We start from the raw sequence: 21,817 nt of genomic DNA, 5'->3' as shown, positions 1-21,817 counted from the left end.
TCTTTCAACCCTCTCCCTTCAGTCGTGTGCCATCTGGTCAACAGCCACAGTAATTGCCAGGATTAGAGCAGCATCCTGTCCGGGAGAAACCTCCACTCCATAAGTATCTCTTATCCGGAACCACTTTTTGGAGACCTCTGCAACTTTATCTCTCCCGGCTTCAATCTTGTATTCGTGGTCCAGAATATTGCCCTGGACATTCATTTCAGGACCATTTGCGACTTCAACTTTCCAGCGGTCGCGGAGAGGTGTTATCAGGGCTTTTTTTATTGTTGCGGCTGTTTTGCCGTCCCCATCCTGGATTTCCAGCGTATCCCTGATCCGGAGTAGCTTCTCTTTGAGTTTGTACAGCTCGTGTCCCTGCACATCCTTGATGAGCAGGGTGTCGCGAATACGGAGAGCTTTGCCGTCAACATAGAATGCCCTCTCTCCAGCTTCATTTTCGATCCAGTAGTCATCCCCTATGGAAATGAGTTTTTCGTGCATTTTGTAGCGTTGTGCACTTTCTGCTCCTCGGCCTCTGAGACCGCCCAAGATCCGTCCCATTAAAAATCACTCCCTTTTTATTGTATTCCATATCTCTTCCCTTGTAGAGTGTATAAATATAAATGATATATATTCAAATTTATTTATAATTTGGCATCAATAAATGACTTTTTTTCGATCACATAGCTTTCCTGTAAATTTCAATTACATCTTCTTTTGAGAGCTCTCTTGGGTTTGTAAGCCGGCAGACATCCTGCATGGCATTTTCCGCCAGCAGTTCGAGGTCTTTTTCCCTGGCTCCGAGCTCTTTCAAACCTGAAGGAATTCCAATGTCGGCTGCAAGCTTTTTGATTGCTGCTATGGCTTTGTCTGCGGCTTCTTCAGGGCTCAGGCCCTCAACTTTTTCTCCCATTGCCTTTGCGATATCGGCAAACCGTTCAGGACAGACCTCCTTGTTGTACATTTCCACATAAGGGAGGAGAATTGCGTTGCAGACGCCGTGCGGGAGGTTATATAATCCGCCGAGCTGGTGGGCCATGGAATGCACGTAGCCAAGGCTTGCGTTGTTGAAAGCAATCCCTGCAAGATATTCGGCATGGGCCATCATGTCTCTTGTCCTTACATCTTCCCCGTGGGCAACGGCTTCTGGCAGGTATTTTGAGATAAGCTCTATTGCCTTGATAGCAGCCGCATCGGTGGTCGGAGTAGCCATGGTGGAAACATAGGCTTCAACTGCATGGGTAAGGGCGTCCATCCCGGTAGCAGCCGTAAGCGCTGGCGGCATACTGACCATCAGTTCAGGGTCGTTGACTGCCACGTCGGGTGTGATGCGGGGGTCAACGATTGCCATTTTGATGTGCCTTTCCGTGTCCGTGATAATTGTAAAACTCGTCATCTCGCTTGCGGTACCGGCAGTTGTATTTACCGTGATAAGCGGAGGAATTCCTTTAGTAACTTTCCCGATGCCTTCGTAGTCGTTAATCATCCCCCCGTTTTTAGCCACAATCCCAACGGCTTTTGCACAGTCCATCGGGCTTCCCCCTCCGACAGCAACTATCATGTCGCAGTTTTCTTTTTTGTATATTTCTGCCCCTTCCATAGCCGAGCTGTCTGTAGGGTTCGGCTCTGCTCCTGCAAAGATTGCTGCCTTCAGTCCTGCAGCTTCAAGGATCTTCCGGATATCCCCCGCAAGCTCCTCTCCATGCCTGCTCTTCCCGGAAACGATCAGGGCTTTAGTGCCCCCAAGTTCTTTTGCCTGTTTGCCTATTTCTTTTACACAGCCAGCCCCCATAAGGGCTATTTTTGGGTTCAGATAGGTATATGTCATGTTTTCAACTCCTTTTAACAACAGTTTTCAAATTCCCCAAAATTTTATAAAAAACAAAATATTAATTGATACAACTTTTTCCCGGCAGCTAATAAAGTTTTGCTCCTGGGCAGGGGGTTTCAAAGCTAAGGGAAAATATGCGGAGAACAAAAAGAACCCAGGGAAAGAATCTTTCAGTTTTTTTCTCTCTGTGCCGCCCAGGCCTCGGCCTCCCCGCCAGTCCATAAAAACAATCTATAAGCCAGTATCGCAATTGAGAGAGACAAATATTGAAGGAAATAGCCATAGGACTAAGAGAATGCTTTCCTTTACCCCAAAAACCTTTTTTTAACCCAAATAAATATAAATGTCTCCGCCAGCTTGTCTGGCGGCCCTGCAAAAAGAATGAAAAAATATTTGAAAGAAAGATAAGGCCGAAACTTATGTCGGTTTGATCTGTTTGGTTCTCGCTCTTACTCACAAGCGTCCTCAGCAGCTTTTACTTTTCGAGTTTTATATTCTTTTTACTTTTCGAGTTTTAGATTCTTTCTTCTCTTCTCTCCTCTTTTCTTTTCTTCTTTCTTTTCTTCTTGGGAAAGACCGCTCTCCTGCGTCGAGCGTGACAGAAACGACACAGTACAGTGAATAAGGTTATACGGATCAGAAAAATCCATAAGTTAGTCCTCTTGAGCGCAGCGAAAAGGACCGCGGACTGTTGTACTTGCAGTGCAACTCCCAGGAAATCTTCGATTTCCTGTGATCCCGAATCGCAATTCGGGCGAGACTTGAACAGAATGCAAAGATGAGTCAATAGTGCGCAGACACGGATTGTTTTTTCAAGACGTGCAGCTATTTAAGAATTCAACCCTAATTATATATACATGAGTGGGGGCAGACTTGGAGCAGATTTTCTTTCAACGTATGAAGAGGGAATAAAAAGAGAATGGATTATAGGCAACGGGCTTGGAGGATATGCTTCCTCTACAATCATCGGGGCAGGGACCAGGACTTACCACGGACTGCTTATAGCAGCTCCGGAGAATTCTCCGGGGAGGCTTTTGGTGCTCTCTTCCCTTGATGAGGAAATCTCAATCGATGAAGAAGTCTATCAATTTGCGACCCATAAATACCCGGACAATATTTGTCCTATGGGCTTCAATTACCTTTCCGAATTCACTAGTACCCCATTTCCCCTCTGGGTTTACCAGCCCGGCGATTTTTTCTTAAAGAAAAAAGTCTTCATGGTCCATAATAACAACACAACTTTCGTTCTCTATGATATTACATCCCGAAGAGAGGGAGCTTTGCTAAGAATTTTCCCTCTGGTAAGCTCAAGAGACTTTAATCTCACTGCTCGCTCCGGATACCTTTCCTTCTTCCAGAAAGCCGGTCATGCGGGAGTAGAACTGGCAAGTTCTAATGGTTTTACTTTTTCGCTTTCATCCAATCTCCAGTACCATGCCGAACCAAAGTGGTACTATAACCTTGAGTATGATGCCGAGAAGAACCGGGGACTTAACTTTCAGGAGGATATCTTTAATCCGGGTTATTTTGAAAGCACACTCGAACCGGGGACTTCCCGCTTTTTTATTGCTGCTTCAACAGGAGACATTTCTTCTCTTACTCTCGAGAAAGTTGATAAACTCTATACAAGGGAAGCAAATCGGCAGAACCTTCTTGCTCTCGACTCGAAGCTTACTGATCCCTTTGCTCTCAAACTTCTCAAGGCAACTGACCCTTTTGTAGTGAAAAATCACTTTACAGGTGAAAACACAGTTATTGCAGGATATCACTGGTACTCTGACTGGGGAAGAGATGCCATGATTTCTCTGCCTGGCCTGTTTTTAATTCCTTATCGGTTTGATGAGGCAAAGTCCGCTCTCAAAAATTTTGCCCGGTATTGTCGGAGAGGCTTGATCCCCAATACTTTTCCGGCTTTCGGAGGAGATCCGGTTTACAATACAGTGGACGCTTCTCTCTGGTTTATTCATGCTCTGGACCGCTATTTCGCATATACGAAAGATTTCCTTTTCCTCTCGGATATCTGGGATACCGTAGGTGATATTATAGACAATTATTGCGAAGGCACAGATTTTGGAATCGGCATGGATTCTGATTGTTTTATTAGGCAGGGACCTCAGCTAACCTGGATGGATGCTAAAGTAGGGGAATGGGCGGTGACCCCAAGAGCAGGTAAAGCCTGTGAGATAAATGCTCTCTGGTATAACGCCCTGAAAACTACTTCTTACATGGGTACTCTTCTCGGCGAAGATATTTCCTTATATGAAACTCTTGCAGCCGGGATAGCTTCGAATTTTGAAAATGTTTTCTGGAACCCGGAAACTAACTGTCTCTTTGACCTCGTATATCAGGATGAGACCGGAAATCAGGTTAAAGATCCTGCAATCCGCCCTAATCAAATCTTTGCTGTCTCGCTCCCTTATACTATGCTTTCTCCTGAAAAAGAAAAAGCGATTGTAGACAGAGTTGAAAAAGATCTTTTGACTCCATTCGGGCTCAGAAGTCTATCGAGTGATCACTCATTATATATAGGACAGTATCGTGGAGATGCCCTTACCAGAGATACGGCCTACCACAACGGGACAGTATGGCCCTGGCTCCTCGGAGCCTATGTGAAAGCTTACCTGAAAGTCCATAATTCTTCGAACAGCAGTCTTGAGGCTATGCGGGCTCTTCTTGAGGGCTTTGATACGCACCTTGAAACCGCAGGTCTCGGCACAATTTCTGAAGTGTTTGATGGGGATTACCCTCACTCTCCCGGTGGGGCTATTGCCCAGGCCTGGAGCGTTGCAGAAATTCTCAGGGCATACGTAGAGGATGTGCTTGGGATCAAGCCTTGAAAAAGGAATTGTGTGTGCAGCCTTTAATAAGGGAATAATATTATCTATATGATCTGGAAGGGAGATGGTGGGACACCTGCAAAATAGGCTTCTCCCCCTCAGCCAGATCGTGAATCTGGAATTAGATGCCGATTATTTACTGAAAAATTATAAAAAAAAGAATAACACCCAGGGATGATACGAAGCGATAAGCTTTTTAGTTAAGATAGCCGGCGTAATTGATGGGAAAAATCTCATACTACCTTAAGAAGTCAAAAATAGACCGAATTTGATGATTCATGCGGCTATATATCTCTAATCCATTCAATAAAGAGATAAGTTTATTAACCGTAGATAGTTATTGGGACTGAAATCACTTATAGAGAACAGCCACCTCTGAGATGATATCAATGGATCCACTAGAAAAAATTTTCGGGAAAACCGCACAGATGACAGTACTTAAAAACCTGATCGAAAACCAGAATGAACCAACCTACCTTTCAGGTATAGCCGAAGCAACCGGATTGTCTCACTCCAGTGTATCAAGGGTCATCACACCTTTGGTCGAGTCAGGCGTTATCCTGGAAAAACCCCTCGGAAAGCAAATCCGCACTTTCCAGCTGAACATGGAAAGCGAGGCAGCAAATTTAATCGTAGATTTTTACAATAAAATTAACCAGATGATTAAGTCTGATTAATAAGAAGCATGGAAAGTTGAAATTCAAGAGCATAAAGACTCATTTATCTTTCTTTCCAGACTTTGCATAGATATCGGACTTACGCATTGTAGGTTTCGGATATCTATTTTTTCTTTTTTACGTTACGAGCTGATTTTAGAGCTTAAAATTTGAGCTTAAAATTTGAGCTTTGAATCTGGTATTTTGAGTGATTAATCGAGTTTCTGATCATTAACCTACTTTTCGTAGATGTCATTTCAATTTTCATCATTGTTCTTGCTATTGTTTTTTCTGAAAATCGCCCTGGTTACTCAAACGTGTATTTTTGAAATTTTCCTACATTTTCTACCTTTTGCCTTCATTGAAAACTTCCAGTAGCCATTTCCCTAAGCTTCAGTTGAGATAATTACTGCAAATTTTTGAATAATTCTCAAAAACGATCTCAGAAAATATGTTATTTTTTTGAAGACCTCTGCGGAAAGTCCGGTTCTTGGCAAATTCATAATTATACTTGTTTTCCCGGAGCTTGTAATGCTTGGATACGGCTTTTTCTGATCTGAAAATAGGTAAATTATATTATTGATCCGGGAAATTAATTATATAATGGCTATAATGGGTGGAAGGGAAGCAGGAAGAGGGCCTCTGCAACTGGACATAGGTATAGTTGTATCAGGCCTTGGAGGGAACTCAAATGAGGAAAGGAATCAATTAAATGGCCTTTTTTCCTTTTCTGGCATCGATTTTGGACTCTATATCGGACCATCATATAATCCGTTTCGGACTATAGGACCCAGTATCGGCATTGGTCTGGTCATAGGGTCGAATGGTTTTCTGGCTGCAAAATTAGGTATACATTTCAGAAGAGCGTTTGGTCTGGCTATGCTGTTTCCTATAGTTCCCATTTATGGTGTTACCGGAGCGAGCTTTTTAGCTGCGCTGCCTGTTTCAGAAGGAGTTAAAGCTGCAGCAACTGTTCCGTTACTGTTAGTACCAGCAGCTGTTGTATACCAGGAAGATATCAAAAAATTACGTAAACGTGGGACAGAAATTGTAAGGAAATTGAGAGCGTATATTCTGAGATAACCGTACTTTAAGACATTAATTCTGAATATTGAGATTTTCGTGCTTCCTTTCCCGGAAGTTTCTGAGTTTTCCGTCTAATTTCACCACTCGACCTAACCATAAATATATATCGTTCTTATTCAAAATAGCCACTTGTGACCTCTGGAGAAACTGTGCGAGCGGAAATATTCGTATCCGGAAGGGTACAGGGCGTGGGTTTTCGAAGGTTTGCAAGAAATGCTGCCGAGCGCTTTGGGGTGGACTGTAACCCTATAAACCTCAGGGATGGTAGTGTTTTTGTTCTCGCTGAAGGCAGGCAAGAAGCCCTCGAACTTCTGATAAACGAGCTTCGGAAAGGGCCGACTTTTGCTCACGTAGAAGACGTTGATGTTACTTTTAAAGAAGCCCTGGGAAATGTGTACGATCTTTGAGATCGTCTTTATAGCCTGTAATTTTTGCTCTGTTCCTGAAAAAAGAGTATTCCATTGTGAACCTGGTTCCGGGAAGTCCTAATGGATGAAGCTCCAAAAAAACAATATATGAGAACTATACTCTCCTTAGTACTCAAAATTTAAAATAAATTGTTCAGTACTGATGAGAATTAATAAACGCATTATAAATAGCCAATAATCTTTGAAACTGACCACCATGTTTCTGAAACTCTTTTCCCTATTTCTAATTATTCCCCTTGTTGAGATTTATCTCCTTATCACGATAGGGGGCATAATCGGAACTCTAAACACCATACTTATTATTTTGATTACTGCGACCCTTGGAGCTTACCTGACAAAAAGCCAGGGCTTTCGGGTGCTCCGCCAGATCCAGGAAGCAACAGGACAGGGCTATATGCCAGGAAATGAACTCCTGCATGGGCTCTTTGTATTGATCGGAGGTTTTGCCCTTCTGACTCCCGGTTTTCTGACCGACGCTATAGGATTTTCCATGCTAATTCCTCAGGTCCGAGAAATCTATGTGGGGGTAGCAAAAGGGATCATCAGGAAAAAGATACAGCAGGGCAACTTCCAGATGCGGATGTATACGGATTTCAGGTAATCCGCAAGCTCAGAAGCGGCAGAGTAAATCTTCAAGGATGTAGACAAAACAGAATTAAGTGTAATCTGAAATAGTGTCTGAAATAGTATCTGAAATAGTATCTGAAATACTATCTGAAAAACACTCTTTTTCACTTATATTCTGTTTCACACCTTTTTTAGTTTCATTATTTTTTGGGAGTTAAGCTTCTCAGGATAGAAGCCCGAACACGTAAAGCAGCGCCGGCGCAAGAAAAACCGTAATCAAACCGGCAATCCCTATTGCAAGCCCGCTCATTGCTCCTTCGGTTTCCCCTATTTCTATTGCCCTTGTTGTCCCGAGAGCGTGAGCAGCTGTGCCGATTGCAATACCGACTGCAACTCCGTCTTTTATACGGAAGCAGCGGCAGATGAATGGCCCAAGCACAGCCCCCAGGATTCCTGTTACTATAATTGCAGCCACTGTTATTGCAGGCAGGCCTCCTATCTGTTTTGAAATCTCTATTCCTATGGGTGTAGTCACGGATTTCGGGATTAGAGAATTGGTTATGGCTTTATCAAGCCCGAAAAAGCTGGAGAAAATAAGAATGCTTGACATACCCGCAATGCAGCCTGCACTAATTCCTGTAATTATAGGGAGGGCATCGCTTTTCAGGAGCTGGATTTTTTTGTAGAGAGGCACGGCAAGGACAATGGTTGCAGGCCCGAGGAAGAAGGAAATGTAGTCTCCGCCCATATTATAAGTCTCAAAATCGATCCTGAAATAAAGGAGGAAAAGAATCACGAGCACAAAGCCCACAAGAAGAGGGTTGAAGACCGAAGAACGGGTCTTCTTATAGAGCAGAGTACCTATCTGAAAAGCAACTAAAGAAATAAGAATTCCAAATAAGGGTGTATTGAGAAACTCATTCAAAAAATCAACCTGCACTTCAGCTCACCTCTTTCGTTTTTCTTTCGCGTGCCTGTATTCTTTCGGATGTCTGTATTCTTTCAGATGCCTGTATTCTTTCAGATGCCTGTATTCTTTCGTGTGCCTGTGCTTTTTGAGGATTTTTCCCGACCGTAACTTTCCCTTTTCCGGAAAAAGCCATCTTCATCGACTTTCTCTGGAGGAACTTTTTGACAAACTCTACTGTCAGCCCGGTTACACCCAGAATTATCACTGTTGAGATAATGGAAACCCCGATGACGGCGGTCAATTTTCCTTCAAGCACAGCAAAGCAGGTTATAAGGCTGACACCTGCTGGAAGGAAGAAAAAAGCCAGGTTATCAAGCAGAAAATCACTTACCCGGTCTATCATTTCGAGTTTAATTACACCTGTATACAGGCCGAAGAAAAGGATTAACATACCCAGGATATTGCCCGGAACAGGCAACACGAATGCTTTCTGAAGCAGCTCGCCCAGAAAATATATGCCAAGAATAATAGAAAATTGTTTTAGCAAAACCTCTTTTGCCTCCTGTTAACTGGAACCGGACTAAAGAAATCGAATTATAAATACCTTCGTAGTGATTGGAAAATTATTTGCAGTGTAATCCAGGCCGTCGGTACAACCTGATATTTTTTATTTTCAGATACTTTCCCCCATGTATGTTCCTTCAGATACTTTCACATTTCCGATACTTTCGCACCTTCATGATACAAACTGAAAGTTTTCAAAGGGCGCACAATAAATTCATATCAAGCAAACTCCTATTTTCCCTGGGGGTTCTGATGGGAGAGAAGCGCTTAGTATACATGGACCATGCAGCCACCACTTTCACAAAACCGGAAGTGGTTGAAACTATGCTGCCTTTTTTGAAAGAACATTTCGGCAATCCTTCGTCCCTGTACTCAATAGGGAGAGAAGGCCGGGAAGCCGTGGAAACCGCCAGGGAAAAGCTTGCAAAGGCGCTAGGGGCCAGGCCCGAAGAAATTTACTTTACTTCAGGCGGGACCGAGTCTGACAACTGGGCTGTCAAAGGTACGGCTTTTACCAGGCGAATGAAAGGAAAGCACATTATCACCACACCAATCGAACACCATGCAGTGCTTTACCCCTGTGAGTATCTGGAAACGCAGGGCTTTGATGTAACCTATCTGCCTGTAGACAGGTATGGGCTTGTAGACCCCGCGGAGGTGGAAGCCGCAATAAGAGAAGATACTATCCTGATTTCTGTCATGTATGCCAATAACGAAATCGGGACAATCGAGCCTATTCTGGAGATAGGGAAGATTGCAAGAGAACACGGGATTCCATTTCATACCGATGCCGTACAGGTAATAGGGAAGGTCCCCCTTGATCTGCAGCGGGAACATAAGGATGTGGACATGCTCTCCCTTTCCTCGCATAAATTTTATGGGCCAAAGGGTGTCGGAGCCCTTTACATAAGAGAAGGGACAGAAATTGATAATTACATGCACGGGGGCGCGCAGGAGAGAGGAAAACGCGCAGGGACAGAGAATGTCGCAGGGATCGCAGGAATGGGAAAGGCGATAGAACTTGCAACTGCAAACATCGAGGAACATAATGAAAAGCTCAGGAAAATGAGAGACAGCCTTATGGCCGGAATCCTTGAAATTCCTCACTGCAGGCTTAACGGGCATCCGGAAAAACGTCTTCCTGGGAACCTGAACTTCAGTTTTGAGTATATAGAAGGGGAATCCCTGCTGCTCATGCTTGACCAGATGGGGATCTGCTGTTCAACAGGCAGCGCCTGTTCTTCGGGTTCTTCCGAACCTTCACATGTGCTCAGGGCAATAGGAGTGCCGCCGAAAATCGCCCCGGGTTCTCTGCGCCTGACCCTTGGGGATGCAAACTCAGAAGAGGATATTGATTATGTACTCGAGTTGTTGCCTGAGGTCGTTGGAAAATTGAGGGCTATATCTCCATTCTACAAACCTGCGGATGAGTGTGGATAAATGTGGATAAAAGCGGACAAGGGCTGATGAAAGTTGATGAAAGCTGATGAAAGCTGATGAAAGCTGATAAGCCTGAGAGAAAAATCGCAATCTAAGAAGTGAGGGAAAAGCGAGGGGATTTTGTGTATAATAAAAAGGTGATGGACCATTTTATGAATCCGAGAAACGTGGGGGAAATAGAGAATGCTGACGGCGTCGGAGAAGCCGGAAACCCTCATGGGGACCAGATGAAAATTTTCCTGAAAATCCGGGACAACAGGATCGAGGATGTAAAATTCAAGACATTTGGCTGTGCAGCAGCAATCGCATCAAGCAGTATGGCAACAGAGCTGATAAAAGGCAAAACCCTCGAAGAAGCCTGGGGGCTTACAAACGAAGCCGTGGCTGAAGCGCTTGAGGGGCTGCCTCCGGGAAAACTGGAGTGCTCGGTAGTGTCCAGGGAAGCCATTCACAGGGCAATCAATGAATATCGTAAAAAGCAGGGACTTGAGCCTCTTGCAGAGCAGGCCTCAGATAAATCACCTCGCTGAAACCCCTGTAAGCCTCCCGAATATCTTTATCGTAAACTTGATAATAAGGGTACCAGATCATACCCTATGAAAAAAATAGGGATCGCAATTACCGACCCGGAAGACTGGACAGCCCGGGCCCTCATCAATGCAGCGAAGGAAAAAGGCTTTTCTCCTTTTGTTCTCGACCTAAGGACAGCAGAGGTCAGTGTAAGTTCAAAAACTCACGAGCCGGCAGCTCTTTTTAAAGCAGGGGAAATCCTGCTCTCAGACCTTGATGCCCTCATTGTCAGAGATGCAGGGGCTGGGGCTTTTGAAGGAGTATCTTTCAGGTTTGATGTCCTGAGGGAGCTGGAGGCAGAAGGAGTTCCGGTTATAAACTCTCCGGAAGCTATCCGGAATGCGGCAAACAAGTACCATGCTTCTTATCTTCTGGCAAGAGCCGGCCTTCCGGTACCTGAAACCGTAGCTGTCCAGAGTGTGGAAGCAGCCTTAAGGGTAGTATCCGGGTTTGGAGATGCTGTCATAAAACCTGTTTTTGGTTATAAGGGAAAGGATATTGCAAGGGTAAAGGAAGGAGAAATCAGGTTTTCAGACCGAAAAACCGGGCCTGTACCTGTGGAAGAGGCTCTTGAAAGTCTGCTTGAAGAAAGGGGGATGCTGTATATCCAGGAGTTTATAGAAAACCCCGGGAGGGACATAAGGGCTTTTGTTGTTGGGGGCACTGCCATAGGCGCAATTTACCGAAAAGCCGCAGCAGGTTCCTGGGTAAACAACCTCAGTCAGGGAGGAAGTGCAGACAGATGTGTACTTACCGATGAACAAAAAGAAATTGCAGAAAAAGCTGCCCTTGCAGTAGGCACGACATTTGCAGGTATTGATATTATAGAAGGCCCTGAAGATCAGAATGAAAATAAAAATAAATCTAAAAATGAATCTAAAAATAAATCTAAAAATGAATCTAAAAATGAAAATAATAAAATTGAAGATGGAGGCAATGGAAATAAACAGGGTTCCAGGATACTTGAGGTCAATGGAACGCCTTCCGGAAAAGGTATTTTTGATGCATGGGGGATAAATCCTGCCGAATATATTTTGGAATACCTTCAAAATATTATATGAACTAACTATAAATGGTATTGAAGATAATATAATATATTTTAGGAAGATTATTAATAGAGGTTTTATCAAACCTGGAAACTATAGATCTATGAAAACAGTACTATCAGATATTTGAAAACAGTAAAGCAGTCTGTAGAACTGAAGCAGTCTGAAGAAGGTTGTGAGAAAGCCTGAGAGAACATCTCAAACTCGATCCGGAAAGGCTGCACAGAAAACATTTAAGATATAGGCTGCCTTTGAATAAGCCCGAGGCAAAAAATGAGTGAATACAAACAGTGTATAGTAACCCGGGATGACCTGAAACTTTCCAAAGGTAAGTTTGCTGTACAGGTGGCTCATGCTGCTCTTTCTGCGGCTGAATGGGCAAGCAAAAGCGACCTTGAAAAATGGAAGGAAGGAGGACAAAAAAAAGTTGTCCTGAAAGTTCCCACCCTTAAGGACCTTTATGAACTTAAGGAAAAAGCAAGACGGGAAGGGCTTCCAACAGCCCTGATACAGGACGCGGGACTTACGGAAATTCCTTCCGGTACAGTCACAGTGCTAGGAATCGGACCGGCAAAAGAAGAGCTTATAGATAAGATTACTCGGGATCTTAAACTTGTTTAATTACCAGAGTGTCCGGATAAAGGGATTAGAGACCCGTTTAAAAAAAAATGATCCGTGGATACCTGAAGAGATGGTTTCACTGACTGAAAAAAGTTCTGCCTGTTATTCTATTCCGGAGGGTATTAATGAATAACCCAGGGGTTTCAGGAAAAAACGCAGCCTTGAGAATTGCTGTCTTATGTATATGCCTTGCACTGGTTACAATGGTTGGATTTCTCTTTTCGGACTCGATTGGCAATATTACGCATGAATTAAGAGATTCTCTTGGATTGGGTGTGGAGCCTGAAAGCTCTGAAAAGGTATTCACACCTGATACGGCTTCTTTTACTTTTCCGGCAATACCTTCATATTCCACTGCGAAAAAAGAACTTACTCCTGTCCTGAGAACTCCACTGCAGCCTGGTTTCTCTCTGAGCAGCAGTTATCAGACCTCAGATTTTTTCCAGGGAGGAATAAGTTATTTTAAAATAAGTATCAAAAACGAAGGCCGAAACCCAATCTTTATTGATAGGTACGGAGTTTCTGTTAACGCTTCTGAAAACCAGATCTTTTCCGAAGACTGTGGAGCTTTACTTATCCCGGGAGAAGAGCAGAGTCTCGGAATAATCGCAGTTCAGGTGCCCGAAGAAGAAAAAGCCAGCATCAGCATCGTCCTCTGGCTGCTTGCCTCGACATCGGAAGGCAAATGGCATGAATATGAGCCTTATTTAATGAACGGGTTTACTACGGATCTAAAGCCGATGTCCGAAAAAATTACTCCAAAATACAGATACAATCCTGCTTATTACTTTAAAAAAATAAACCAATTGGTGGAACCAGCCGAGCCTGATGTAAGGAACAGAGCAGCCGAAGTAGCCCGCTCATATCCCGGAGCTTATAATATCTATCAGGTCTGTGCCCTCTTTGACATGGTAAAAGAAGAAGTCGAATATGTAAGTGACCCGAGGGGTAACGACATATGGGAGCCAGCCAACGTTACTCTGAGGATCGGGGCAGGAGACTGTGAAGATCAGGCAATTCTCCTCTCATCCATGCTCGAAGCTGTGGGGGGTACGACTCGAGTCTATCTAACAGACAGCCATGCCTTCGCAGGTGTCTATATCGGTAACGGAACCCGTTCAACTGACGCTGTAGTTAAAGGAATAAGGGCTTATTACGGAAATGTTGATGTAAACTACCTGACCGATGAATACGGTTCCTGGCTCATGCTCGACCCGACTTCAAGCCTTTATGCAGGCGGACTTCCTGGAAAAACAGCTCAGGCAAAGGTTCAGGCAGTCGGAGAAAACGAAACTTACAGGAGCTGGACCTTCGTAAACACAAGCGAAGTAAAAGTGATTGACATCAGCACCAGAGCAATTAAATAAGTTCCATCTATTAACCTCGGCAGCACACGGGAAGAAAACACTTCCCTGGAAGCTTTTGATCTGCACCATTAATCAGCAGATCTTATCCTTTTAATTCTTAGTCAGTAATCCAGTCGTAAATTTTATCCAGTAAATTTTATCCAGTAAATTTTATCCAGTAAATTTTATCCAGTAAATTTTATCCAGTAAATTTTATCCCGTAAATCAAGCCGTAAATTTTTACCAGGAAATATTACCCAATTTATTAAAGGAGTGTTTACAACTTATGGAAGTTCCGGAAATTGAAAAACAGATAGGAATGAATCTTTACTTTACTGATACCGAAGGTCTTGGAGGGCAGATCCGCCAGGAAATAGAGGATTTCATTGTAAAAGAGATCACAAACCGGGAGGAAGGAAAGGAAGGAAAATACCTCATCCTCGAACTTACAAAACGGGACTGGGATACACACCACATGACCCGGACCCTCGCAAAAATCCTGCAGGTAAGCCAGAAAAGAATCAGCGTTGCAGGCACAAAGGACAAAAGGGCACTCACCACCCAGAAGATCAGCATATTTGATACCGATGCATCCGAAATTGAAAAAATCCACTTAAAAGACATAGAATTAAAAGTGCTGGGCCGCTCCCGGAAGTCCGTGGAACTTGGAGACCTGTGGGGAAATGATTTCATAATTACAATCCGGAATATTGAGAGTTCTCCCGAAGAGACAGGTTCTCTGCTCAAAAAGACAACTGACGAAATTCTTGCGCAGGGCGGCGTTCCCAACTTCTTCGGGGTCCAGCGTTTCGGCTCTGTCCGCCCTGTGACTCATCTGGTAGGAAAAGACATTGTTGAAGGAAACTTTGAAAAAGCAGCCCTCCGCTATATTGCCGATCCCTTCCCGGATGAACCTGAGGAGACAAAAAAGGCCCGCCAGTTTGTCAAAGAGACCCGCGATTATAAAGAGGGCCTGAAAACCTATCCCCTCCGGCTGGGCCATGAACGGGCAATGATGAATCACCTTATATCAAATCCGGAAGATTATTCCGGAGCTTTCCGCGTACTTCCCCAGAACCTCTACAGGATGTTTGTACACGGCTACCAGTCCTATATTTATAACATAATTCTCTGCCGTCGGATTGAACGTGGCCTCCCCTTAAACCAGGCAGTGGATGGAGATCTCGTTTGCTTCAGGAACGAAGCCGGCCTTCCGGATTCCTCAAAGACTGAAAAAGTCACCTCAGAAACCGTAAACGCCATGAACCGCCTGATAAAGCTAGGCCGTGCTTTCATTACAGCCCCACTTCCGGGCTTTAAGACTGCATTTGCATCCGGGATCCCGGGAGAAATCGAAAGCGAGGTCCTTAAAGAACTTGAAGTCTCTCTCGAAGGCTTTAATATAGAAGAGTTCCCGGAAATGAGCTCGAAAGGAACCCGCAGGGAAGTCCTCCTGCAGGTGGAACCGAAGTTCGAGGTCTCGGAAGACGAGCTGAACCCCGGAAAATCAAAGGCAGTGCTTGAATTCATGCTGCCCAAGGGAAGTTATGCAACAACCGTGCTGCGGGAATATATGAAAGTGGACCCTCTGCAGATGAGCTGAGAACTCAAAACGAGCCGGGCGTCAGGAAAATCAGGCGTCAGGAAAAAAGGGCTGCTAAGTAAGGCAGCCCTCTACTCTTTTTAGCCAGGGCAGCCGCCGGTTTCCCAAAACGTGCCCACCCGCACTCAACGCAATCGAGAGGTTTTTGCCCCCTTGACGTCTGGGTCCTTGAATTCCGCATTCGGGGAGTTCTGAAGGCAGTGTTCGCAGGGGGCATGGAAGCCTTCTTTAGTCGTTGGGAGTTAATACTATCTCAGAAACAGGGCAGTGGCCTTCCTCACTTACAGTTTTTCTGCTCCTGAGAAAATCAAATTCCCTCCAGAGCAAGCCCAGTACAACCACAAGCATCAGGAATTCCGCAGCAGGGGTTGCGAGCCAGACCCCATCAATGCCCAGGGAGGAGGGCAAAATCCAGAGCAAGGGGAGGAGGAAAAGAAATACTTTTCCTAGCTGGATGAAAAGGGAAGTTCTGACCCTGTTTATGGCCTGGAAATATACCGAACCCAGCATGACCGTTCCCTGGGCAAGGAGGGCAAAAATGAAAATCCCCATGCCGTTGAGGGTAATTGCCAGGAGTTCGGGGCTGTCGTGGTTGAAGATACGGATAACCTGTTCCGGATATACTGAGAGAAAGAGAAATCCGCATGCTCCGGTTCCAATGCAGGAAATCGCAGCCAGCTTCAGGGTTCCTGCAACCCGGGAGTAACAGCGGGCTCCGTAATTGAATCCGATTATTGGCTGGGTGCCAACCGCGATTCCTTCAAAGATAAGGGAGAAGATCGAGAAGGCATATCCTATGATACCGTAGCCTGAAACCGCAAGGGCCGATCCGTACCTGAGCAGCATGTAATTGTTTGCAAAGAGCAGGAAGAAGGTTGAAAACTGAATTGCAAAGGACGGAAGGCCTGCCTTTATGATCTCGAGAATAACTCCCGTCTCCAGGCAAAAAGCCCGGGGTTTTAGCCTCAGATTGGCCCACCTGCTGAAAAGGTAGAGCGACAACAGGATTCCGGAAAGGGAAAACGCGATTACGGTGGCAGTGGCAGCTCCCGGAATTCCCATGCCCATGCGTACGATGAAGAGGTAATCTAGCCCGAGATTTACGCCAACACCCACAACCATACATAACATGGCAAGGCCGGGTCTTCCGTCGTTTCGGACCAGGGGATCGAGGGCGATTGCCAGGAGCAGGAATACCGATCCTGCAAAAAGAATCCTGAGATAGTCATCGGCCATGGCAAAGACCGGGCCGGAAGCTCCCAGCAGCCGGAGGTAGGAATCCGAGAAGGTTAGCCCGAAGACGGTAAGCCCTATTCCCGCAAGCAGGAGCAGGGGAAAAGCATTATGCACAAGTCGATGAGCCCGCTTTTGATCTCCCCTGCCAAGGGCCAGGGCTACAAGGCTTGATGCCCCGATTCCTATCATGTGACCTGCTGCGGCTATGGCAATAAGCGCGGGAAACGCAAGGGTCACCCCTGCCAGTCCCTGATCACCCACGGCGTTTCCGATAAATAAACCGTCAATAACTCCCTGGATTCCCACAACGATCAACCCGATGGTTGTAGGGAATACGAATTTCAGGAACAGCTTCCCGATGCTTGCATCCCTCATTTCCTGCTCATCGGTCATGCATTTTCCTCTTCCAGACCGGCGGCGATTTTCTCAAAAATCTTCTCCAGAACCTCAAGTTCTTCATCATCCAAGATTTCCCGGACTTTTTCGAAAAACTTCATGTCAGCCCCGTTTTCAATCTCAACTACCTTTTTCCCTTTATCGGTAAGCCTTAGAAGGCAAACTCTTCCGTCTTTCGGAGAAGCCCCTGTTTCTACCAGGCCTTTTTCCGTCATTTTAGAGACCATGTTACTTGCAGAAGGTTTACTGACCTCCATGGCCTTTGCCAGTTCGGATATTGTGGGATTGCCCAGGGAATTTATTTTCCTGAGGTAGAGGAAGGTATTGAAGCTGATATCACTGTATTCCTCTGAAAATTCATATTCTTTTAAATTTTTTTGATAATATCGGTCAATTTTTTCAAAAAACTGAGAGATTGCCATTTTTGCTCTCCATTAATGAGATTAGTGGGATTTAGTTAGCCAGACTAACTAGTTAGATCGTCTAACTAATATTTGAGGTTTTCCTTCGGCTAAATATAGAATTGTAAAATCCGCTTCATCTTCCCATAAACACCTTCCTAAGCCAGCATATTTGAAAAATGGAGGTGAAATATATTTTTTCACTACTACATTTTTTTATGTAAGTAAGCCTATTATCCATTAAAAAATCCTGTCTATTCACCACCTCACTTAAATAATTCTCTCAAAAACATGGTGCTTGAAAATGACAACCAAAACAGTTCATATAATCTTCACCGAATCGGCGTGGGGCTCCTTGAAATTTGTTCTCCGTGGCAATCCCGGGGAAAATGTCCTTGCCCTTCCGGATGACCTGAGCCTCGGCCCGATCTCCCCATATGACCTGGAAAAGAGGAAAAATATTTTGAATCCCTTTTTGCAGAAATGGAAGACGAAGCAGCCTACATGACCCAATCTCCCGAAGCCGAAATGTTCTGGAACCGGGTGAAAGATTTCTGGAAGCAGGTATCTGAAACCGAAGCCGAAATGATCATCTGGTTTACCCGCAGGTCCGTTATTGAATATACGGGATTCCTGGAACTGTTTTCCTGGGGAAAAAATCCTTCCGAACTCCTTGTTGTTGACCTCACCGAGGGCCTTGACATTGTTCATGAAAATGGGAAACTCGAGCGTGTAGTCCCGATCTCCCTTGAGGAATTACGGCCGGAGTGGCTCCTATCCGGGAAAAAAAGGCAAGGCGCTTAACGGAAGAATAACTCGCTTATTACCTGCACATCCGGGAGGAGCTGAAAAAAGATAACAGGCCTCTTCGGACTCTCTGAAGAGGGCAGCTGTATGCCATAAACCCCGATCTTTTTGACGAAAAAAATCCTTGAAAGTGTGCCTGAAACCTGGGTCAGCGCGGCAAGAGTTATCAGGGAAATGCTTGGTAAACTCTCGGAGGAATACAACCTTGCAGGGGATATGTTTCTCTATTCCCGCCTGCTCAAACCGGCAAAAGCCGGGCTTGTCGAGACTGAAAGAGAGCGCCGTACTATGAGGTTCCTGAAAGTCAGGAAAATCTTGGGCAGCTCGCATTAATAACCCTGCTCAAGAGCTGCTCAAGCACTGCCCATTAACTTTATCAAACACACCCATGAAATTGGGGCCGTACACTTTCTTTGCCGGGACAAGCTCTATAGGAAGAGACGGCGAAACTCAAGTTTTGGATATTCTACAGGCAAGTACAAGCAGAAAGATACCCATAAATACAAAAGCCAGTCTACTGTAGAGGAAATCATCAGGCAGAATATAGGGTATTTGACCCTCCATGACCCCCAGATGCCATCTCAGGGGCCACGAAAGAAAATTATTCCCAAACAGGTCAATCCATGCAGGAAATCTCGGATTAAAAAATCCCAGAAACAGCACAAGAGGCAAAAGAGGGTAAAGCAGTCTGGAATGGACTCTCCCGGCCGTTAGGGCAAGCCCCAGTACAAAGATCTGGGAAGGCAACAGAAATAACAGTAAGGGAAGCGTGAACTCAGCATAAGCGTAGAAATTAAAGTAATGGGCATAATACACAAAGCTCAATAAAATCGGCAAAGAAGCAGCAAATACGAAAACAGCCGTGATTGCCGAAGCTTTTAGCAGATAATATTTTGGCTCGGAAAGCGGGGTCGAAAATATTATATTTCGAACCGCAACTTCCTTTTCCGAAAAAACGGACATGCAGAGAAGGATAAGGATAACTGATAAAAGTGGCCCTATAAGAGAGAGAAATCCCGAATACGTCCATTTTGAGAAAGGAGCGGTCCCGTCTGTTCCGCCTGATACAAAGCTCACAAGGATGTAACAGGCAAATAGCAACTCGATGAGTACCATGTAAAAATATTTTTTATTATATGCCAGCCTCAAAACTTCATATTTCAAGACTCTCAACAGGTTAGGGAAATTATTTGTTGAGGGCTTATTCATCGAAAACCGCCTCCCTTTCTGCTGTTTCTTTTGTCCCCGTTTCTTTCCCCTTTACCGGGTCCTCATCAAGATCGACTTCACTCAGACCTGTTGAAGACAGGAATTCTTCATAAGAGAGGGATTTAAACCTGTACTCCGCATAAATATCCGATAACTTTATAAAAAATGACTCTTCCCCGAGCAGCTCTTCGGCTCTCAGCAAGAGCATAGGCATCTGGGAATAGAGTTCTATTTTTCGAGTTTCCATTTCATACTTTTGTCTCTGTTTTTCAGGCAGGTTTTCCAGCATTTTCGGATTCGCATAGTAATAACTGTTTTCCATGGAATCTACCCCGCCTTTCCACATTGCCAGGATATATCCCGATGCATAGGAACCAAACTCTTCTGTTACGTATTTGTAGGCCAGGTAATCTGCAAGCCCTTCCGACGACCAGGGGGGATTTTCCTCCACGAAAACTCCTGTTCCCCACCACTGATGAGCGATTTCATGGGCTAACAGGTCCATATCTCCAACAAAGGTGATGTCTTTAAGAGATGTGAGATCAGGGGAAAAGCCATCTGAATCTCCTCCAATTTCCCTGTCCAGTTCTCTGTTAAACACATATTCTGAAACCGTTACGATATTCAGGGTGGAATGCCCGCCGGTTTTGTAGATAGAACTTTCTACTATTTTTAAAGGGTATTCCTGATACGGATAGACGCCTATGTTTTTTTCATAATAGGAAACAATATTTATTAAATAGTTTTCAATCCCAAGGGCTTCTATATACGCCCTGTGTTTTGGACTGTAATAGAACTCGATCTCAGTACTGCCAGCCAGCATCTTTTTTACTTCGTAGTTCCCTGCAAAGACTCCGGGTGAAAAATCATTGGAAAGGGCACTGTATTCCCAGGTTTTTCGGCCGTGCTCTTCCAGAACTCCTGTTAATTCCCCGGGAACGACCATTACCAGGTTCTTCGGAGCCGTGACAGAACCCTTTATCTCTATCATATCTTTTGAACCGGTCAGGGGTTCGAAAATCCAGTGTGAGTTTTCCAGCAGGTATATACTCTCCTTTGAGATATAACCGGGAAAGCCGATTGAAGAAGGATATTTGAGCTTGCCTGCGTAGCTAATATCTATGGTAACGTTCCTTGATTCGGCAGGGACTTCCAAACGTACCTTATCCGTTCCCTTTATACTCTTTAAGGAATTGGGAGCCTCAACTCCATTTACAGTAAGTTTTTTTATATGAAGCCCTGAATTTGTGATAAAATCAATGTATTCAGTACCCGATTCTTTTTCAAATTCATAGAGTACCCTGGCCGAAAGGCTCTGGTTTACAGGAAAGAACTGAACATTCGAGTAAACATTAGTTAATTTTACATTTTCATTTGCCTTAAGTTCGGTTTTGAATACACTGTCATTTCGGTTAATATAGGGTTCGTTGATATAGACAAAAAGAGAAGCGCCCAGAAGCAGCAGGACCAGAACAGGAATCCAGAACTGCTTTGCATTGAGCTTCAAAGACAAGCTCAAATTTGATTCATATCGTCTTCTGCACAGCAGCCCGAAGGTAAAAATTCCGGTGGAAACAAAAATCCAGAAAAGCCTGTTGTAGAGAACAAGCTTAAAAACCGGGAGGATTCCGCCGAAGTCCGAATACATGACTACCGGAGCCCGGACCCACATTAAAAGGTAATTTGAACTGCCTATACTCATGAAAAAAAGAATACAGTATATGAGAAAAGAAATATCCAGATCTTCCGTGATCAGGTAGAGTCCACTGCAAATCAGAACTGTAAAAAAGATTCCTGCAAGCGTAATTACCAGTAGACCGGAGAGAGAAACTACAGGATCAAAGGCAATTTTGAGGACAAAAACCTGGACTGCATATAAGGCAATTGACCCCAGCACTACTGTAAAAATTCCGTAAAAGAGAATTGCTGCTGTACGGAACACCAGCAGCTGAGAATAATTACAGGATGTATTCAAAATGTCCTTGCTGTTATGCCGGTGGTCCTTGCTGAGCAGTATAAGTGTGAGCACTGCAAAGAGAAGGGAACCGGTTATAGCTGCGTATTGTGCAGGACCGAGGGTTACGGTAAAAGAAGTTTTTGCCAGCCCTACCAAACTGCGTTCATTCGTATAATCGATATCATTCAGCCCCAGCACTGTAGCCAGAACCGTCAAGAATATGGATATCAGTGTCAGCTTTGATCTGGAAATCAGCCTGATTTCATTGAACAGAAAGGAAAATCCTGCTAAAAAAGGAGTTTTGTCTGCCATTTTACGCTC

24 protein-coding genes are annotated in these 21,817 nt (G+C 44.5%); 14 read left to right on the top strand and 10 right to left on the bottom strand.

Annotation, left to right across the window (positions count from 1 at the left end):
• Positions 1-18 precede the first annotated feature (18 nt).
• From EO98_RS00605 to EO98_RS18960, 3 genes are all read right to left on the bottom strand, one after another.
• A complete protein-coding gene (locus tag EO98_RS00605) occupies positions 19-546 on the bottom strand; it encodes an LURP-one-related/scramblase family protein (RefSeq protein WP_048142740.1) in 528 nt (175 codons plus the stop codon).
• 118 nt (positions 547-664) lie between these two features.
• Complete coding sequence (locus EO98_RS00600; protein ID WP_048142738.1) at positions 665-1,813, bottom strand: iron-containing alcohol dehydrogenase; 1,149 nt, start codon at positions 1,811-1,813, stop codon at positions 665-667.
• A 503-nt stretch (positions 1,814-2,316) separates the two neighbouring features.
• A complete protein-coding gene (locus EO98_RS18960; protein ID WP_235284776.1) occupies positions 2,317-2,466 on the bottom strand; it encodes a hypothetical protein in 150 nt (49 codons plus the stop codon).
• 207 nt (positions 2,467-2,673) lie between these two features.
• Between EO98_RS18960 and EO98_RS00590 the strand changes: the two genes are divergently transcribed.
• The 5 genes from EO98_RS00590 to EO98_RS00570 all read left to right on the top strand — a co-directional run bounded on the left by EO98_RS00590 (position 2,674) and on the right by EO98_RS00570 (position 7,424).
• Positions 2,674-4,653, top strand: a complete 1,980-nt coding sequence (locus tag EO98_RS00590; RefSeq protein ID WP_048142734.1) for an amylo-alpha-1,6-glucosidase — start codon at positions 2,674-2,676, stop codon at positions 4,651-4,653.
• Positions 4,654-5,042: 389 nt separating this feature from the next.
• Complete coding sequence (locus EO98_RS00585) at positions 5,043-5,330, top strand: MarR family transcriptional regulator (RefSeq protein WP_048134769.1); 288 nt, start codon at positions 5,043-5,045, stop codon at positions 5,328-5,330.
• A 582-nt stretch (positions 5,331-5,912) separates the two neighbouring features.
• The gene (locus EO98_RS00580) at positions 5,913-6,392 is read left to right on the top strand and encodes a hypothetical protein (protein ID WP_235283857.1); all 480 of its coding nucleotides are present in this window, start codon (positions 5,913-5,915) and stop codon (positions 6,390-6,392) included.
• A 134-nt stretch (positions 6,393-6,526) separates the two neighbouring features.
• Entirely contained in the window at positions 6,527-6,802 is a 276-nt protein-coding gene (locus EO98_RS00575; RefSeq protein WP_048134771.1) for an acylphosphatase, read from the top strand.
• Between the two features lie 202 nt (positions 6,803-7,004).
• Entirely contained in the window at positions 7,005-7,424 is a 420-nt protein-coding gene (locus tag EO98_RS00570; protein WP_235283851.1) for an FxsA family protein, read from the top strand.
• A gap of 189 nt (positions 7,425-7,613) precedes the next feature.
• On the opposite strand, the gene EO98_RS00565 is transcribed toward EO98_RS00570, so the two are convergent.
• Both EO98_RS00565 and EO98_RS00560 read right to left on the bottom strand, forming a co-directional pair.
• Entirely contained in the window at positions 7,614-8,330 is a 717-nt protein-coding gene (locus EO98_RS00565) for an LrgB family protein (protein WP_048142731.1), read from the bottom strand.
• 1 nt (position 8,331) lies between these two features.
• Positions 8,332-8,847, bottom strand: coding sequence for a CidA/LrgA family protein (locus EO98_RS00560; protein ID WP_048142728.1), 516 nt, complete (start codon positions 8,845-8,847; stop codon positions 8,332-8,334).
• A gap of 269 nt (positions 8,848-9,116) precedes the next feature.
• On the opposite strand from EO98_RS00560, the gene nifS reads away from it, so the two are divergent.
• The 6 genes from nifS to truD all read left to right on the top strand — a co-directional run bounded on the left by nifS (position 9,117) and on the right by truD (position 15,490).
• Entirely contained in the window at positions 9,117-10,304 is a 1,188-nt protein-coding gene (gene nifS, locus EO98_RS00555) for a cysteine desulfurase NifS (RefSeq protein WP_048142726.1), read from the top strand.
• 122 nt (positions 10,305-10,426) lie between these two features.
• The gene (nifU, locus tag EO98_RS00550) at positions 10,427-10,834 is read left to right on the top strand and encodes a Fe-S cluster assembly scaffold protein NifU (protein ID WP_200895268.1); all 408 of its coding nucleotides are present in this window, start codon (positions 10,427-10,429) and stop codon (positions 10,832-10,834) included.
• 66 nt (positions 10,835-10,900) lie between these two features.
• Complete coding sequence (mptN, locus tag EO98_RS00545) at positions 10,901-11,935, top strand: tetrahydromethanopterin:alpha-L-glutamate ligase (protein ID WP_048142723.1); 1,035 nt, start codon at positions 10,901-10,903, stop codon at positions 11,933-11,935.
• A 258-nt stretch (positions 11,936-12,193) separates the two neighbouring features.
• On the top strand, positions 12,194-12,541 hold the full coding sequence (pth2, locus tag EO98_RS00540; protein ID WP_048142721.1) for a peptidyl-tRNA hydrolase Pth2: 348 nt from the start codon (positions 12,194-12,196) through the stop codon (positions 12,539-12,541).
• A 125-nt stretch (positions 12,542-12,666) separates the two neighbouring features.
• A complete protein-coding gene (locus tag EO98_RS00535; RefSeq protein WP_048142719.1) occupies positions 12,667-13,908 on the top strand; it encodes a transglutaminase family protein in 1,242 nt (413 codons plus the stop codon).
• Between the two features lie 265 nt (positions 13,909-14,173).
• Positions 14,174-15,490: a tRNA pseudouridine(13) synthase TruD gene (gene truD, locus EO98_RS00530; protein ID WP_048142717.1), complete on the top strand. Its 1,317-nt coding sequence runs from the start codon at positions 14,174-14,176 to the stop codon at positions 15,488-15,490.
• Positions 15,491-15,527: 37 nt separating this feature from the next.
• Here truD and EO98_RS00525 read toward each other — a convergent pair whose 3' ends face one another.
• Genes EO98_RS00525 through EO98_RS00515 form a run of 3 tightly spaced genes read right to left on the bottom strand, consistent with a single transcriptional unit; the run spans position 15,528 to position 17,544 of the window.
• Positions 15,528-15,707 (bottom strand): hypothetical protein, encoded by a 180-nt coding sequence (locus tag EO98_RS00525; RefSeq protein WP_048142715.1) that lies wholly within the window; start codon positions 15,705-15,707, stop codon positions 15,528-15,530.
• An 11-nt stretch (positions 15,708-15,718) separates the two neighbouring features.
• Positions 15,719-17,119 carry an MATE family efflux transporter gene (locus tag EO98_RS00520; RefSeq protein WP_048142713.1) on the bottom strand — a complete coding sequence of 467 codons (1,401 nt, stop codon included), beginning with the start codon at positions 17,117-17,119 and terminating at the stop codon, positions 15,719-15,721.
• Positions 17,116-17,544, bottom strand: a complete 429-nt coding sequence (locus EO98_RS00515) for a MarR family winged helix-turn-helix transcriptional regulator (RefSeq protein WP_048142711.1) — start codon at positions 17,542-17,544, stop codon at positions 17,116-17,118. The genes EO98_RS00520 and EO98_RS00515 overlap by 4 nt, the downstream gene beginning before the upstream one ends.
• Before the next feature lie 283 nt (positions 17,545-17,827).
• Between EO98_RS00515 and EO98_RS00510 the strand changes: the two genes are divergently transcribed.
• The 3 genes from EO98_RS00510 to EO98_RS00500 all read left to right on the top strand — a co-directional run bounded on the left by EO98_RS00510 (position 17,828) and on the right by EO98_RS00500 (position 18,663).
• A complete protein-coding gene (locus tag EO98_RS00510; RefSeq protein WP_048142709.1) occupies positions 17,828-18,031 on the top strand; it encodes a DUF1835 domain-containing protein in 204 nt (67 codons plus the stop codon).
• A complete protein-coding gene (locus EO98_RS00505) occupies positions 18,007-18,327 on the top strand; it encodes a hypothetical protein (RefSeq protein ID WP_048142707.1) in 321 nt (106 codons plus the stop codon). Before EO98_RS00510 ends, EO98_RS00505 begins: the two co-directional genes overlap by 25 nt.
• Before the next feature lie 111 nt (positions 18,328-18,438).
• Complete coding sequence (locus tag EO98_RS00500) at positions 18,439-18,663, top strand: DUF3658 domain-containing protein (RefSeq protein ID WP_048142705.1); 225 nt, start codon at positions 18,439-18,441, stop codon at positions 18,661-18,663.
• 117 nt (positions 18,664-18,780) lie between these two features.
• Here EO98_RS00500 and EO98_RS00495 read toward each other — a convergent pair whose 3' ends face one another.
• The gene (locus tag EO98_RS00495) at positions 18,781-19,446 is read right to left on the bottom strand and encodes a hypothetical protein (protein WP_156160968.1); all 666 of its coding nucleotides are present in this window, start codon (positions 19,444-19,446) and stop codon (positions 18,781-18,783) included.
• An 85-nt stretch (positions 19,447-19,531) separates the two neighbouring features.
• On the bottom strand, positions 19,532-21,808 hold the full coding sequence (locus tag EO98_RS00490) for a M1 family aminopeptidase (protein ID WP_048142701.1): 2,277 nt from the start codon (positions 21,806-21,808) through the stop codon (positions 19,532-19,534).
• Positions 21,809-21,817 lie beyond the last annotated feature (9 nt).

The organism is Methanosarcina sp. 2.H.T.1A.6, from assembly GCF_000979455.1.
GTDB lineage: Archaea > Halobacteriota > Methanosarcinia > Methanosarcinales > Methanosarcinaceae > Methanosarcina.
Note: the sequence above shows the minus strand (reverse complement) of the source record. Positions and strands in the feature narration are given on the sequence as shown.

Coding starts and splice junctions, on each gene's coding strand:
- EO98_RS00605 (WP_048142740.1), bottom strand. CDS start 546: ATGGGACGGATCTTGGGCGGTCTCAGAGGCCGAGGAGCAGAAAGTGCA.
- EO98_RS00600 (WP_048142738.1), bottom strand. CDS start 1,813: ATGACATATACCTATCTGAACCCAAAAATAGCCCTTATGGGGGCTGGC.
- EO98_RS18960 (WP_235284776.1), bottom strand. CDS start 2,466: ATGGATTTTTCTGATCCGTATAACCTTATTCACTGTACTGTGTCGTTT.
- EO98_RS00590 (WP_048142734.1), top strand. CDS start 2,674: ATGAGTGGGGGCAGACTTGGAGCAGATTTTCTTTCAACGTATGAAGAG.
- EO98_RS00585 (WP_048134769.1), top strand. CDS start 5,043: ATGGATCCACTAGAAAAAATTTTCGGGAAAACCGCACAGATGACAGTA.
- EO98_RS00580 (WP_235283857.1), top strand. CDS start 5,913: ATGGCTATAATGGGTGGAAGGGAAGCAGGAAGAGGGCCTCTGCAACTG.
- nifS (WP_048142726.1), top strand. CDS start 9,117: ATGGGAGAGAAGCGCTTAGTATACATGGACCATGCAGCCACCACTTTC.
- mptN (WP_048142723.1), top strand. CDS start 10,901: ATGAAAAAAATAGGGATCGCAATTACCGACCCGGAAGACTGGACAGCC.
- pth2 (WP_048142721.1), top strand. CDS start 12,194: ATGAGTGAATACAAACAGTGTATAGTAACCCGGGATGACCTGAAACTT.
- EO98_RS00535 (WP_048142719.1), top strand. CDS start 12,667: ATGAATAACCCAGGGGTTTCAGGAAAAAACGCAGCCTTGAGAATTGCT.
- truD (WP_048142717.1), top strand. CDS start 14,174: ATGGAAGTTCCGGAAATTGAAAAACAGATAGGAATGAATCTTTACTTT.
- EO98_RS00525 (WP_048142715.1), bottom strand. CDS start 15,707: ATGCCCCCTGCGAACACTGCCTTCAGAACTCCCCGAATGCGGAATTCA.
- EO98_RS00520 (WP_048142713.1), bottom strand. CDS start 17,119: ATGACCGATGAGCAGGAAATGAGGGATGCAAGCATCGGGAAGCTGTTC.
- EO98_RS00515 (WP_048142711.1), bottom strand. CDS start 17,544: ATGGCAATCTCTCAGTTTTTTGAAAAAATTGACCGATATTATCAAAAA.
- EO98_RS00510 (WP_048142709.1), top strand. CDS start 17,828: ATGACAACCAAAACAGTTCATATAATCTTCACCGAATCGGCGTGGGGC.
- EO98_RS00505 (WP_048142707.1), top strand. CDS start 18,007: ATGGAAGACGAAGCAGCCTACATGACCCAATCTCCCGAAGCCGAAATG.
- EO98_RS00495 (WP_156160968.1), bottom strand. CDS start 19,446: ATGGTACTCATCGAGTTGCTATTTGCCTGTTACATCCTTGTGAGCTTT.
- EO98_RS00490 (WP_048142701.1), bottom strand. CDS start 21,808: ATGGCAGACAAAACTCCTTTTTTAGCAGGATTTTCCTTTCTGTTCAAT.